This is a genomic window from Streptomyces sp. NPDC002018, assembly GCF_042890865.1.
In the GTDB taxonomy this organism is placed as follows: domain Bacteria; phylum Actinomycetota; class Actinomycetes; order Streptomycetales; family Streptomycetaceae; genus Streptomyces.
This window is the reverse complement of record NZ_JBIASO010000033.1, coordinates 19,362-31,909: the sequence shown is the minus strand read 5'-3', so window position 1 is coordinate 31,909 and position 12,548 is coordinate 19,362. Positions and strand designations below refer to the sequence as shown.

Sequence of the window (12,548 nt, the reverse complement as noted above, 5' to 3'; positions counted from 1 at the left end):
GCGGGGATCACGAGATCGCGGCGGAAGCGCTCAAGGAGGTGTACGGAACACCCCCGCCTGCGCGGGGACCACCAGAAGGCAGTGCTCGCGCTGGAGTCCCAGCCCGGAACACCCCCGCCTGCGCGGGGACCACTCCCGCCCGGCACCGCGGACCGCCTCCTCCACCGGAACACCCCCGCCTGCGCGGGGACCACAGTTTGGCGGAGAGGGCCATCCAGCCCGCGACCGGAACACCCCCGCCTGCGCGGGGACCACGATCTTCCCGGCCGGGCAGACGGGCGGCCCGGCGGAACACGCCCGCCTGCGCGGGGACCACGCGTACGACCTTCCTGAGCACGCCTTGAACAGCGGAACGCCCCCGCCTGCGCGGGGACCACAGCCCCGCGAGACCCCGCAGCACCGCCACGTAGGGAACACCCCCGCCTGCGCGGGGACCACGCCCTGGGCATCCGGACCATTCACCACACCACGGGAACACCCCCGCCTGCGCGGGGACCACATCATGACGGTCGCCCGCCAGGTGGCCAAGGACGGAACACCCCCGCCTGCGCGGGGACCACTGGCTGTGCCGCAGGTCGTGCGGCGTCGGCGACGGAACACCCCCGCCTGCGCGGGGACCACCATCGCCTGCGGCGGTTTCCACTGCTCCGCCACGGAACACCCCCGCCTGCGCGGGGACCACTCGGCCATCTGCGTCTGGATCGTGGACGTCGGCGGAACACCCCCGCCTGCGCGGGGACCACGATCTCAGAGGGCAAGGCGGTCCTCTTCCGCACCGGAACACCCCCGCCTGCGCGGGGACCACCCCTCGGTGGCGGCCGTGCCCTCGAACAGCTCCGGAACACCCCCGCCTGCGCGGGGACCACAGTTCCAAGCCCTGAGCGATCAGCTCGGGAACCGGAACACCCCCGCCTGCGCGGGGACCACTCCGGGGGCGCCCGGCTGCGCGGCGCATACCTCGGAACACCCCCGCCTGCGCGGGGACCACGGCCGTCGCCTCTGCCCGACCTGAGCGGCACCCGGAACACCCCCGCCTGCGCGGGGACCACCGCAGTGGGATGCGGCGTGGGACCGTACGCGTCGGAACACCCCCGCCTGCGCGGGGACCACCGACAAGTCCGCCTGTAGCGGCAGTGCCCGAACGGAACACCCCCGCCTGCGCGGGGACCACTGACGCGGGTCACCCAGGTTGTACCCGAACCACGGAACACCCCCGCCTGCGCGGGGACCACCGTTTCAATGAATCTCCAGTGGTACGGAGTGCCGGAACACCCCCGCCTGCGCGGGGACCACTAGCGGAGGCCCTCGGCGTGGCCCTACTGGTCCGGAACACCCCCGCCTGCGCGGGGACCACGCTTCCTGAGCTGCGGCGTTAGAGGGGCTTTGCCGTTTCTTGACCCAAGCTCGTCCGCATAGCTACATGGTGTCAGAGCCATGTGGCGACGTCCCCATCACTGGGGAAACGCGCTGGCGAGGTGGGATGGTGCTCCTCCGCAGTCGGGGTCCAACCGAGCGCCTCTGCCTGGTCGCGTCAGTCGGCCCGGCCCGGCCCGGTCGGGAGGCTGTCGAGGTATCGGAAGAGTTAAGCGCGCCTGGTCGGAACGGCAGCTTGCGTGAGCGGATGGGGTGGCACGGGGCGTTTTGGGGTGGCTCCCGTAGCACTGTGGGGTGCTCTGACCAGGTAGTTCTGGACGGCGGACGATCACGCAGGGCTGCCCGGTACGGCTCAAACGGGTCTTTTCGTGCGCTGGGGGATCGCCTATGAGATCGCGATAGAGCAGCCCATCGAGTGCTCCCCGCGCACACGAGGGTGATTCCTGGCACGGCGCGGCCGTGCTCTGCGGCCCGTGTGCTCGCCGAGGGCGTGAGGGCATTCCGAGGTGCTGGGCTTCTCGGTCTGCACGGGTCTGGTCGTCCCGAGAAGCGGACCACCCCCACCTTCGCGGGGGTAGTCGGGGCTGAGCCGAGCGGCTGCCTGGTCGCGTCTGTCAGTCGGCACGGCTCGGTCGGGAGAGATACCGCGTGGCGGCAGAGCCGAGGAGCCTGGCGATCATGACATGGAAGAGCCCCCGGCGCCTGTGCGATCGGGGCTCTTCTCTCGCGGGATGTCAGTCGTTCGTCGGGACGATGAAGCCTTGCACGGGGCGCGGTTTGTTGTCGGCGTCGGACTGCTCCGCTTCGGCCCGCTTCATGGCCGCCACGAGTTCCGCGTACCGCGGGTCGATCCACTCCATGGTGTCCTCCTTCCGACGGGCGTGGAGCCTATGCCTCCGACGGTTTGTCGGGCTTCGGCTCCTTGGGGATGATCACGATCGGTCCGCAGCCGCCCGGCGCGGTGTGCCAGGTCGGCCTGCCGACGGGTTTCTGTCCATGGGGCCAGCGTGGTGGTCAGTTCCACTCTGCGTCGTGGGCCGCGCGTGCGGTGCTCTGTCACGGATTTCTCGGTGTCGCACAGGAGGTGCCGTCCTCGCGCATCCAGAGGACAAGCAGTGCGTTCGACGTTTACAGGCGGGTGGGGGCGGCCGGCCAGGGGGGTATCTCGGGGGCGGGCTGGTCGGCGGCTTCTTCTTCGTACCAGCCGGTGGCGGTCAGCCATGTTTCCAGCCACTCGGCGAGGCTGCCCGCGTCCACGAACCACGCGTCGGACAGGTCCTGGCCGCTGATCGCGTTGGGCTCGAAGAGGAGAACCGTTCCCTTCTCGCTGAGGCAGTCGACACACGCGAACATCCCACAGCCCCAGTCCAGGATCGGCACAACGCCCCGGGGCCATGACCACCAGGTGTTCGCGTCGGCCGGGGGGATGCGGGCGAGGTAACCCGTGACCACCGTGTCCTCGTCGTCCGAGGACGGGGCGGGCGTCAGGGACAACAGGGAGTCGAAGGGGCCGAATCCCCCGTTTCCCACCCGCCCGTACAGCGCGGCGAGGAGTGGGTCCAGGGGGAACCCGAGCCGCCGCTCGGCCTCCGTCAGGAGGTCCGGGGCGACGGGGGCCTGGAGGCGTTCGCTCTGTGCGGCCTGTGCCGCGACCCGCCCGAGGAGGTCGTCGTAGTCGTCCATGTTGGGCATCCTCGCCGACGGGTCTGACAGTCGTCGGGGAGGTTGTGGACCGCTTCGGCGGCCTCTGGTCGCGGTCTTCGGATTTCCGTGCTCCTGGGCCCGGAACGCGCCTGCTCTGCCTGGGGCGCGCTGCCCCGTGGACCCTGTATGATCATCACGTAACTCCGGTTCACCACACGGAGTCACGCGTCTGTGGTCCAAGGAAAGACGTCCGCCAGCCGGCGGGAAATGTAGGTGCAAGGCCTGCCGGGCGCTCCATATGAAGGGGCCCTTCCTCGTGAGAGGGAGGGCCTCTTTTCGTTGTTCCGTTCCCCGGGTGCCGCGGCGGGCCGGGGCGGATGACGGCGCCCGGCGTGGACCGCCTTGCGCCGCGTTCCGGGCGACGGCCTGCCCGGCTGCCGCCGTCACTTCCGCTCGTCGGGTTCCGGCCTGTCCAGGAGCGCGGTGGTGACGGCCGCGACCGCGGTGATGACGGCGGCTCGGTGGTCGGCGAGACGCTTGCCCGGATCGTCGTCCAGGGGGTTGCGGATCACCGAGGCCGTCATGTTCCAGCTCTGGGCCGCCGCCAGCGTGATCATCATCGCGTCCATCGCCGTCGTCGCCTCGACGCCGTACCGCTCGGCGAGGGCGCCGGCTTTGGACAGGTGCGCTTCCCGCTCCTGGTCCGAGGCTTCGGGGCGTTCCAGCATCTTCCACTGGGTGAGGCGTTGCAGCCCCGGGTCGGCGGCCAGTTCGTCGAACAGCGCGCCGGTGTAGCCGGGCAGGTCGTCGGGCGTGAACGGTACGACGTCGGCCAGGACGCGGAGCCGGTCCGCCAGGACCGCGTCGAACAGGGCTTCCTTGGAACCGAAGTAGGCGTAGATCGCCTGCTTGTTCGCCGAGGCGGCGGCCGCGATGCGGTCGACCCGGGCGCCGGCGAATCCGACCCGGACGAACTCGTCGTGCGCCGCGGCCAGCAGTCGCGCGCGGGTGGCGGAGGAGTCGTAGCTCATGCCCGCCATCCTAAAACAACTAGATGGTTTGACTTCGCCGCTGCCTGGGCGTAGGAATAAACCATCCAGTTGGATTCGTTGAAGGAGCGCAGGGATGGCCCCGCCCTGCTGGTTCGCGACCGGCGCGTCGGTCGGCTTCGGACCCGGACAGCGGACGGCGCTGTCCACCGGCTTCGGTTTCGACTTCGACTTCGACTTCGCCAAGTCCACCCGCTGAACCGCCCCGCCCCGCCCCGCTCCTCTGTCCCGACCCGACCCGACCCGACCCCGGAGAGAACGAACATGACGAGCCAGCCCTCGCTCCCCTACACCGCCCGGTCCACCGCCGACGACGTGATCGAAGGGGTCGACCTCACCGGCCGCCGCGCCGTCATCACCGGTGGCGCGTCCGGGATCGGCCTGGTGACCGCCCGCACACTCGCCAAGGCCGGTGCGGACGTCACCCTGGCCGTGCGCGACCCGCGGGCCGTGCGGCAGGCCGCCGAAGAGATCCGCGCGGTGAGCCGCGCGGTGGGCCGCGCGGACGCGGTGCACGTCGCCCGGCTCGATCTCGCGGACCGCGACAGCATCGCGGCCTTCATCTCCGCATGGGCCGGACCGCTCCACATCCTGGTGAACAACGCCGGGATCATGGCGCTGCCCGCGCTCGCCCGGACTCCGGAGGGCTGGGAAAGCCAGTTCGCCACGAACCATCTGGGACACGCTGCCCTGACGCTGGGCCTGCACGGAGCCCTGGTGTCCGGGGAGGCGAGCCGTGTCGTCCAGGTCGCCTCCTCCGCGCATCTGATGGCTCCCGTCGACTTCGACGACATCCACTTCGAGCGCCGGCCGTACGAGGCCTGGACCGCGTACGCGCAGTCGAAGACCGCCATGGTGCTGTTCACGACGGCCCTCGCCGAGCGGTGGCGGCGCGACGGCGTCACCGTCAACGCCCTGCACCCCGGCGGCATCATGACCAATCTGCAACGCCACCTCGACGACGCCCAACTGGCCCTCGTCGGCGCCAAGGACTCCACCGGCACCACCCTTGAGGTGCCACCCGGCTGGAAGACGCCGGAACAGGGCGCGGCCACCTCGGTGCTGCTCGCCGCCTCGCCGCTCGTCGCCGGGATCACCGGCCGGTACTTCGAGGACTCCGCTGTCGCGCCGGTGCAGCCGGAGCCCGCGGCGGGCAAGAACGGGGTCGCGCCGTACGCGATCGACCACCGCCTGGCCGACCGGCTGTTCGAGGAGACCGTTCGGCTGCTCGGAGGCGGGACCGTGCAAATGACGCCTACACGATAGTGGTATGAATCATACTTTTCGATATTGTTCGATTTGGAGGGTGGGATTCGTTCGATGGCCGCGGTTTTTCCGTGGCACGTCGAGCAAGGAGCCACCTATGCGTCGTACTCTCGCGTCCCTGGCCACGGTTGGCCTTGGCCTGTCCGTAGTCGTCGGTCTCGCCGGGACCGCAGCGGCTGTTCCCTCCCCGGCGACCGCCGGTCCCGGCGATCTCGTTCTGACTCACCAGTGCACGGCCGGCGGGGGCACGGTGGTGTTCCCCCTCGGCCCCGCCAGGTGTGAGGGCGGGAAGTTCGCCGGTTCCATCGTGGTGCTCTAGCCGGTGACGGAGCCCGATCAGGGTGGTGGGGCCACGCCGGAGGCGCTGTCAGGAGCGCCCGGTGTCCGGTCGGGCCCGTCGGCTCCGCACGACGAGAGACAGAGCGACGCGCCCTGTCCTGGGCGCGCGTTTCCTCAGTTCCCCCAGTACGCAACGTACTCGACAACGTGGGAGAGAAAATATGCGTATCAGCAGAGTTGTGGCGGTCTCGGGTCTGGTCCTCGCGGGAATCCTCGGATCCGCCGGGGCCGCGTCAGCCGCCAACCACGAGGGGGACAAGCCCCTGGTGAGCGTCGGACAGATCAATGAGTCGATCGAGGATCTGCTGGAGCACAACATGCTGCTCGACCGGGACTGACCCCGGCACCCGGCCAGATCCCGACGGGCGCGGCACCCTTCCCGGGCTTTCCCGGGTTCCCCTTCCGGGCTCCCCTCCCGGGCTTTCCCGGGCTCCCCTTCCGGGCTCCCCTCCCGGGCTTTCCCGGGTTCCCCTTCCGGGTTCCCCTCCCGGGCTTTCCCGGGCGCCCCCCGGGGTTCCCCTCCCGGGTTCCCCTCCAGGGCACCTCTCCCCGGGCCCCCTTCCCCGGGGTCGGGGTGCGCCGCGCTCGGAGCGCCCCTCCGCCCCGCCCGTCAAGGGCCGGGCGGAGGGGCGTCACCGTTCCCGCGCGTCGCCGTTCCCGCGCGTCGCCGTTCCCGCGCAACGGCGGTCGTGCCGCCGGCGGACGTGTCGCCGGCCGTCCTGCCGTCGGCCGTCCCCGGGTGCTTCTTCCGTGGGGGCGGGCGGCTGCGGGACGATCGGCGGAGGGTGCTCTCGCACCCGCGATCCGTTGAGATGCCGGAGGCCTGCGTGACGGTCATAGTCGGACTGGTGCACAAGAAGCGTGTCCATCTGGGGGGTGACTCCGCCGGGGTCGCCGGCTATCAGCTCACGGTCCGCCGCGATCCCAAGGTGTTCACCAACGGGCCCTACGCCATGGGCTTCACCACCAGTTTCCGCATGGGACAGCTCCTCCAGCACGCCTTCAAGGTGCCGCGGCCCAAGGGAGATCTGGACCGGTTCATGGTCACGACCTTCGTGAACGCCCTGCGGACCTGCCTCAAGGACGGCGGCTGGGCGCGGAAGGAGTCCGAGCAGGAGCAGGCCGGGACCTTTCTGGTGGGGGTACGGGGGCGGCTGTTCGCGATAGACAGCGACTATCAGGTCGCGGAGTCCGCCGACGGTTACGCGGCCGTCGGATCCGGTGACGAACTGGCCCTCGGCGCCCTGCACGCGACCGCCGCGCTGGCCATGAAGCCGCGCGCCCGGCTCACGGCCGCGCTGGCCGCCGCCGACCATCACAACGCCGGGGTCTCCGGGCCGTATCTCTACGTCGCCACACCGCGCCCGTCGTGAGCCGCCCGCCGTCAGGAGCACCGGGCACGCCAGAGGGATCAGGCACGCCAGAACTCGTCCGGCGCCTCGGTGTGTTCGACGCCGTGACCATCGGCCTGGGCGCCATGATCGGCGCGGGCATCTTCGCCGCGCTCGCCCCCGCCGCCGCGGCGGCCGGCTCCGGGCTGATGGCCGGGCTGGCGATCGCCGCCGCGGTCGCGTACTGCAATGCCACGTCCTCCGCACGGCTGGCCGCCCTCCACCCCGCCTCCGGCGGAACGTATGTCTACGGCCGTGAACGGCTCGGCCCCTTCTGGGGGTATCTCGCCGGATGGGCCTTCGTGATCGGGAAGACCGCCTCCTGCGCGGCGATGGCGCTGACCGTGGGCGCCTACGCGTGGCCGGGGCAGGCGCACGCCGTGGCGGTCGCCGCGGTGGTCGCGCTGACCGCCGTGAACTGTCTCGGTGTCCAGAAGTCCGCCTGGCTGACACGGGCCGTCGTGGCCGTCGTCCTGGCCGTGCTCGCCGCCGTTGTCGTCGTCTGTCTGACCGCCGGCACCGCACCGGGCGCCGGGCCGGACCCCGGTACGGACGTCACCTTCACCGGGGTGCTCCGGGCGGCCGGGCTGCTCTTCTTCGCGTTCGCCGGGTACGCCCGTATCGCCACGCTCGGCGAGGAGGTCCGTGACCCCGCCCGTACGATCCCGCGCGCCATCCCCCTCGCCCTGGGGATCACCCTGGTCGTATACGCCGGGGTCGCGTTCGCCGTGCTGTCCGTCCTGAGCCCCGGCCGGCTGGCCGACGCCACGGCCCCGCTCGCCGAGGCGGTGCGCGCGGCCGGTGTCCCCGGCCTGGCCCCGGTGGTACGGGCGGGGGCGGCCGTCGCCGCCGTCGGCTCGCTGCTCGCGCTCATCCTCGGCGTCTCGCGTACGACCCTGGCGATGGCCCGCGACCGGCACCTGCCACCCGCTCTGGCCGCCGTACACCCGCGCTTCAGGGTGCCGCAGCGGGCCGAGATCGCCGTCGGCGCCGTCGTCGCCCTGGCCGCGGCCACCGTGGATGTGCGCGGTGCGATCGGCTTCTCCTCCTTCGGGGTCCTCGCCTACTACGCGATCGCCAACGCCGCCGCTCTCACCCTCACCTCCGCCGAGAAGCGCCCGCCGCGCGCCGTACCCGTCCTCGGACTCGCCGGGTGTCTGCTCCTCGCCTTCGCCCTGCCCCTGCCGTCGGTCGTGTCGGGCGCCGCCGTACTCGCGGCCGGCGCCGCCGTGTACGCGGTGCGAGCGGTACGGAGGAGCTGACAGAGCGGTACGGAGCCGATCCGCCCCGAGTCATCCGCCCCGAGTCATCCGCCCGAGTCACCGCCCGGGTCGACGGGGAACAGCGGGTCCGGCGGGTCCGGTCGGTCCGGATCCGTACGGTCGGTCCGTATCGGTACGGCGGGTGTGATCAGAACGTAGCTTCCCAGCGGCTGCGGAGCGGGCGGGAAGGTCGCACTCTTGGCCCTATGAGTGATGCACCGATCGTCGTCCACCGGGCGTCGGGGACAGGCGGGCGGCGGGTCACGGTCCGCGGGCGGATCATGGGACTCGCCCACTCCGACGATCATCTTGTCGAATTCCTGCGCCTTGCCGGTCTGCCCGACGCCTGGGAACTGCTCGACGACCCGGAGTGGGTGGAGTGGCAGGGCGGTACCGCGCACGATTACAGCGTCGTATGAGCCGCCGGTGAGGATCGCTCGGCCAGGCGGTTCCGGTGTTCCGGCATTCCGGCAGTCCGCCGGCCCTGCGGCCCTGTGACTCTGTGACCGGGGGCCGCGGCTCTGTGACCGGGGGCCGGGGGGACGGGGGGCCGGGGTCCGGGACGGGACCCAGGGTCCGGCCCGGTGAGGTCGCTCAGTCCTCCGGCGCGATCGTCGCCGCGATCGAGGTGAGCTGGGTCAGACTGTCGATCCGCCAGTCCGCCGCCTCGACCACTTCCGGGTCGTCCGCCCACAGATAGCCCCAGGGGCCGCGCCGCAGATGGGCCGTACGCAGGCCCGCCCGCCGCGCGGGGAACAGGTCGTACGCGGGATGGTCGCCCACGTACACCGTTCTGTCGGGCGTCGCCCGCGCCACCTCGATGACATGGCCGAAGAACTCCGGGTCCGGCTTGGACACGCCCCACTCGGTGGAGGTGGCCACCAGATCGACGGGGAGATCGAGGCGGCGCAGGAGGTCACCGGCCTTGACGGTCTGGTTGCCCGCCAGCACCACACGGATGCCGAGCGCTCGGAGACCGGCCAGGGCGGGCCGTACATCGGGGTAGAGGTCGGACTCGTCGAGATGCTCGCCGCGCCCGGCCGCCTCTCTGGCGCGGTTGGCCTCAGCGATGTCCATACCGGGCTTGATCAGGCGCAGGGCGTCGGTGTGGTCCTTGTTCTGTACGGTGACGGCGCCCACGAGCGCGGAGATGGTGTGCCGGGGAATACCGAGCCAGTCGGCCCAGGAGGCCCAGTAGCGGTCGTCGCGTACGAGGGTCTCGCCGACGTCGAACACGATGGTTTCGATCACCGGTCCAAGCGTAGGGGGATACGCTCCGCCGATTGTCAGTGGCAGGCCGTAGCCTGTGTCCTATGTTCGCTTCCTCGTCCGCTTCCTCTTCGGCTTCTGCGTCTGTTTCTCCGTCCGTCCCGGACTCCTGCCCGGTTTCCGGCCCTGTGTCCGGTTCCGAGGCCCCCGGGGCCCCTTCGGCGCATGAGCAGGTCCGGTCCGCCGCCGTGGTCAACAGGGAGATCCGCGCCCTGTGGGCACGGGCGGGCAGCACACTCTCGCCCACTGAGCAGGAGCGTTACCAGCGGCTTCTGGTGGAGTGGGCCGCGGCGGTACGGGCCGATGTCGTGACCGCCGCCTAGCGAGCAGCCCCGCCCGCCCTCGCGCCGAGTGGTGATGATCTTGCTCTGGATGGCGTAAGGTTGTGTTCATCGACGCGGGGTGGAGCAGCTCGGTAGCTCGCTGGGCTCATAACCCAGAGGTCGCAGGTTCAAATCCTGTCCCCGCTACTGATAAGAACCGAAGGCCCGGATTCCAAGCGGATCCGGGCCTTCGTCGTTCCCGGGTTTTTCCCGTCCCAGGGCCGCGCCCTCGCGCTTGACCTTTACGCGACGTCAAGTTCTACGGTCGATCTCATGGAGTGGTCGATCCAGGAGATCGCGAAGAAGGCCGGGACCACGAGCCGCACGCTCAGGCACTACGGCGAGCTGGGGCTGCTGGAGCCCAGCCGTACGGGCGCCAACGGCTACCGCTACTACGACCAGCACGCCCTGGTCCGGCTTCAGCGGATCCTGCTGCTGCGCGAGCTGGGCCTCGGTCTGCCGGCGATCGCCCGGGTTCTCGACGGCGAGCAGGACACGGCCGCCGCCCTGCGCACGCATCTCAGCCTGCTGGAGCAGGAGCGCGAGCGCGTCGAGCGGCTGATCACCTCGGTCAGGACCACTCTCCACAAGACCGGGACAGGGGAGGACCTCATGGCCGAGGAAGTGCTCGACGGCTTCGATCACACGCGGTACGAGCAGGAGGTGACCGCGCGATGGGGCCGCGAGGCGTACCGGAAGGGCGACCGCTGGTGGCGCTCGCTGAGTGAGAGGGAGCGCCGGGATTTCCAGGACCGGCACGAGGCCATCGCCCGTGACTGGGCGCGGGCGAAGGAGGCGGGCCTGGCCGCCGGCAGCGAGGAGGCGCAGGTCATCGCCCGGCGGCACTGCGACTGGCTGTCGGTGACGGCCGAGGCCACGAAGTCGTATGTCATCGGCGTGACGCGGATGTACGGGGAGGACGAACGCTTCACATACGCCTATGACAAGTACGGTGAAGGGACAGCGGTGCTCGTACGGGACGCCATGAAGGTGTACGCCGGGCGCCACCTGACCGACTGACTGGCTGACCGGCCCCACGGCCGGCCGGCCGACTTGCCGACCGGCCGCCGCAGGGCGGTCGAACGGCCGTCTGACCTGCTGTGGAGCAGGCCGGTCCGGACCGGCTCCATAGCCCACTCGGCCGACGGCGAGTCGCCGCTGTGGGCGGTAGCGGCCAGCCTGGGTGGGGCGCGGTACCGTCCGCAGCCCAAGGCGGAACCGGGCAGGTGACCACTGGTGGGGAAGCTGAGCAAGCTCAGGGAGAGCCTGGGTGGCAGAGGCCGGCGGGCCGACGATCTGACTGGTCCCATGTCCGCCGACGGCACGCTGATGCCGAGCAGCCGTATCCGCACGGGCCGTCGGCTGGTGCGTTTTCTCCCCGTGCTCGTGATCGTCGTCGGAGTGGTCCTCGATCTCTCGACCCCGACGCGGGTCACCGCCGCCCCCCTGTACGCGGCCTCACCCCTGGTCGCGGCGCCGTTCTATCCGCTGGCCGGTACGTTGCTGGTCAGCATCGCCGCGATCTTCGCCGAGCTGTCGATGCATCTCTACACCAACTCGCTCAACTCGCTGGAGTCGGTCAGCGAGTTGCTGACGGTGGTGATCGTGTCTCTTCTCGCGCTGTACATCGGCGGTGTGCTGCGCCGCAGCGGGCAGCGGCTCGCGTCGGCCCGGATCATCGCCGAGACCGCTCAGCGGGCGGTGCTGCCCAGACCCGCCGAGCGGATCGGCGGACTCCGTATCGCCGCGCGGTACGAGGCGGCGCAGGAGGGCGCGTTCATCGGCGGCGACCTGTTCGCCGTGCAGGACACGCCGTACGGGGTACGTCTGGTGGTCGGGGACGTACGGGGGAAGGGGCTGGAGGCGGTCGAGGCGGTGGCGGTGGTCATCGGGTCCTTCCGCGAGGCCGCGGAGCAGGAGAGCTCGCTGGAGGGCGTGGCGCAGCGGCTGGAGCGGGCGCTCACGCGCGACGGGAGCAGACGGGGCGGGCTGGACGCCTACGAGGGATTCACCACGGCCGTGCTCGCCGAGATCCCGCACGACGGGAGTGTGGTGCGGCTGGTCAACCGGGGCCATCCCGATCCGCTGCTGATGTGCGAGGACGGGCGGGTACGGATGCTGGAGACGCGTGACCCGGCGCTGCCCCTCGGGATGAGCGAACTGGGCGCGTGGCCGGACCGCGCGGAACAGGCCGGGTACCCGGCCGGGTCGACGCTGCTCTTCTACACGGACGGACTGTCCGAGGCGCGCGATTCCCATGGTGTCTTCTACGTTCCGCGCGACCGGCTGGACGGCCGGATCTTCCAGGGGCCCGACGAACTGCTCCAGGCGCTGATCGACGACGTACGGCTGCACACGGGCGGCGGGAGCCAGGACGACATGGCGCTGCTGGCGGTGAACCGGCCCACGGAGGGGCAGCCGGAACGGCGCAGGACGATACCTCTCGTCCCCTGAGGCGACCCGGGCGCGGTCCGGGGGCGGCCACCGTATGTGATCGTGAGGTATCACTCCGCATAACATTTGACATACCGTCAGGTATGCGCGGTGTACTGAAAGGCAGTCAGCTCGCCCGATTGCGTGTGCATGTGCCCTGGTGTGTCCGTTGCGAAGTTGTTAATGATCACAGGGAAC

14 protein-coding genes, 1 tRNA gene and 1 CRISPR repeat array (1 of these 16 only partly in view) are annotated in these 12,548 nt (G+C 70.9%); of the genes, 11 read left to right on the top strand and 4 right to left on the bottom strand.

Going from position 1 to position 12,548, the window contains the following annotated elements; all coding sequences use genetic code 11:
* Window positions 1-1,354: a CRISPR direct-repeat array (repeat unit 29 nt; unit sequence CGGAACACCCCCGCCTGCGCGGGGACCAC) (it extends 629 nt beyond the left edge of the window).
* Window positions 1,355-2,108: 754 nt separating this feature from the next.
* The 3 genes from ACFYYH_RS32805 to ACFYYH_RS32795 form a co-directional block, all read right to left on the bottom strand.
* Complete coding sequence (locus ACFYYH_RS32805) at window positions 2,109-2,234, bottom strand: hypothetical protein (RefSeq protein ID WP_388558993.1); 126 nt, start codon at window positions 2,232-2,234, stop codon at window positions 2,109-2,111.
* Between the two features lie 268 nt (window positions 2,235-2,502).
* Entirely contained in the window at window positions 2,503-3,057 is a 555-nt protein-coding gene (locus ACFYYH_RS32800) for an SMI1/KNR4 family protein (protein WP_388558990.1), read from the bottom strand.
* Between the two features lie 404 nt (window positions 3,058-3,461).
* Window positions 3,462-4,049 (bottom strand): TetR/AcrR family transcriptional regulator, encoded by a 588-nt coding sequence (locus ACFYYH_RS32795; protein ID WP_388558987.1) that lies wholly within the window; start codon window positions 4,047-4,049, stop codon window positions 3,462-3,464.
* Window positions 4,050-4,143: 94 nt separating this feature from the next.
* Between ACFYYH_RS32795 and ACFYYH_RS32790 the strand changes: the two genes are divergently transcribed.
* From ACFYYH_RS32790 to ACFYYH_RS32760, 7 genes are all read left to right on the top strand, one after another.
* A complete protein-coding gene (locus ACFYYH_RS32790) occupies window positions 4,144-4,266 on the top strand; it encodes a hypothetical protein (protein ID WP_388558984.1) in 123 nt (40 codons plus the stop codon).
* Window positions 4,267-4,331: 65 nt separating this feature from the next.
* Window positions 4,332-5,333 (top strand): SDR family NAD(P)-dependent oxidoreductase, encoded by a 1,002-nt coding sequence (locus ACFYYH_RS32785; RefSeq protein ID WP_388558981.1) that lies wholly within the window; start codon window positions 4,332-4,334, stop codon window positions 5,331-5,333.
* 97 nt (window positions 5,334-5,430) lie between these two features.
* The gene (locus tag ACFYYH_RS32780) at window positions 5,431-5,652 is read left to right on the top strand and encodes a hypothetical protein (RefSeq protein WP_388558978.1); all 222 of its coding nucleotides are present in this window, start codon (window positions 5,431-5,433) and stop codon (window positions 5,650-5,652) included.
* Window positions 5,653-5,833: 181 nt separating this feature from the next.
* Complete coding sequence (locus tag ACFYYH_RS32775; protein ID WP_388558975.1) at window positions 5,834-6,010, top strand: hypothetical protein; 177 nt, start codon at window positions 5,834-5,836, stop codon at window positions 6,008-6,010.
* Window positions 6,011-6,499: 489 nt separating this feature from the next.
* Window positions 6,500-7,045, top strand: coding sequence for a hypothetical protein (locus tag ACFYYH_RS32770; RefSeq protein ID WP_388558972.1), 546 nt, complete (start codon window positions 6,500-6,502; stop codon window positions 7,043-7,045).
* On the top strand, window positions 7,042-8,325 hold the full coding sequence (locus tag ACFYYH_RS32765; RefSeq protein WP_388558970.1) for an APC family permease: 1,284 nt from the start codon (window positions 7,042-7,044) through the stop codon (window positions 8,323-8,325). The genes ACFYYH_RS32770 and ACFYYH_RS32765 overlap by 4 nt, the downstream gene beginning before the upstream one ends.
* Window positions 8,326-8,531: 206 nt before the next feature.
* Window positions 8,532-8,744, top strand: a complete 213-nt coding sequence (locus ACFYYH_RS32760; protein ID WP_388558967.1) for a hypothetical protein — start codon at window positions 8,532-8,534, stop codon at window positions 8,742-8,744.
* 175 nt (window positions 8,745-8,919) lie between these two features.
* Here the strand turns inward: ACFYYH_RS32760 and ACFYYH_RS32755 are convergent, their stop codons facing one another.
* Window positions 8,920-9,573 carry an HAD family hydrolase gene (locus tag ACFYYH_RS32755; protein WP_388559043.1) on the bottom strand — a complete coding sequence of 218 codons (654 nt, stop codon included), beginning with the start codon at window positions 9,571-9,573 and terminating at the stop codon, window positions 8,920-8,922.
* A gap of 209 nt (window positions 9,574-9,782) precedes the next feature.
* Between ACFYYH_RS32755 and ACFYYH_RS32750 the strand changes: the two genes are divergently transcribed.
* From ACFYYH_RS32750 to ACFYYH_RS32735, 4 genes are all read left to right on the top strand, one after another.
* Window positions 9,783-9,917 carry a hypothetical protein gene (locus ACFYYH_RS32750; protein WP_388558965.1) on the top strand — a complete coding sequence of 45 codons (135 nt, stop codon included), beginning with the start codon at window positions 9,783-9,785 and terminating at the stop codon, window positions 9,915-9,917.
* A 73-nt stretch (window positions 9,918-9,990) separates the two neighbouring features.
* Window positions 9,991-10,064: transfer RNA gene (locus tag ACFYYH_RS32745), tRNA-Met, on the top strand.
* 126 nt (window positions 10,065-10,190) lie between these two features.
* Window positions 10,191-10,937, top strand: coding sequence for a MerR family transcriptional regulator (locus tag ACFYYH_RS32740; protein ID WP_388558963.1), 747 nt, complete (start codon window positions 10,191-10,193; stop codon window positions 10,935-10,937).
* A 288-nt stretch (window positions 10,938-11,225) separates the two neighbouring features.
* Window positions 11,226-12,371: a PP2C family protein-serine/threonine phosphatase gene (locus tag ACFYYH_RS32735; RefSeq protein WP_388559040.1), complete on the top strand. Its 1,146-nt coding sequence runs from the start codon at window positions 11,226-11,228 to the stop codon at window positions 12,369-12,371.
* The last annotated feature ends 177 nt before the right edge of the window (window positions 12,372-12,548 follow it).

Bases quoted from the DNA above. Each gene is read 5' to 3' on its own strand.
- ACFYYH_RS32800 (WP_388558990.1), bottom strand. From the start codon at position 3,057: ATGGACGACTACGACGACCTCCTCGGGCGGGTCGCGGCACAGGCCGCA.
- ACFYYH_RS32790 (WP_388558984.1), top strand. From the start codon at position 4,144: ATGGCCCCGCCCTGCTGGTTCGCGACCGGCGCGTCGGTCGGCTTCGGA.
- ACFYYH_RS32785 (WP_388558981.1), top strand. From the start codon at position 4,332: ATGACGAGCCAGCCCTCGCTCCCCTACACCGCCCGGTCCACCGCCGAC.
- ACFYYH_RS32795 (WP_388558987.1), bottom strand. From the start codon at position 4,049: ATGAGCTACGACTCCTCCGCCACCCGCGCGCGACTGCTGGCCGCGGCG.
- ACFYYH_RS32805 (WP_388558993.1), bottom strand. From the start codon at position 2,234: ATGGAGTGGATCGACCCGCGGTACGCGGAACTCGTGGCGGCCATGAAG.
- ACFYYH_RS32760 (WP_388558967.1), top strand. From the start codon at position 8,532: ATGAGTGATGCACCGATCGTCGTCCACCGGGCGTCGGGGACAGGCGGG.
- ACFYYH_RS32735 (WP_388559040.1), top strand. From the start codon at position 11,226: ATGTCCGCCGACGGCACGCTGATGCCGAGCAGCCGTATCCGCACGGGC.
- ACFYYH_RS32740 (WP_388558963.1), top strand. From the start codon at position 10,191: ATGGAGTGGTCGATCCAGGAGATCGCGAAGAAGGCCGGGACCACGAGC.
- ACFYYH_RS32775 (WP_388558975.1), top strand. From the start codon at position 5,834: ATGCGTATCAGCAGAGTTGTGGCGGTCTCGGGTCTGGTCCTCGCGGGA.
- ACFYYH_RS32780 (WP_388558978.1), top strand. From the start codon at position 5,431: ATGCGTCGTACTCTCGCGTCCCTGGCCACGGTTGGCCTTGGCCTGTCC.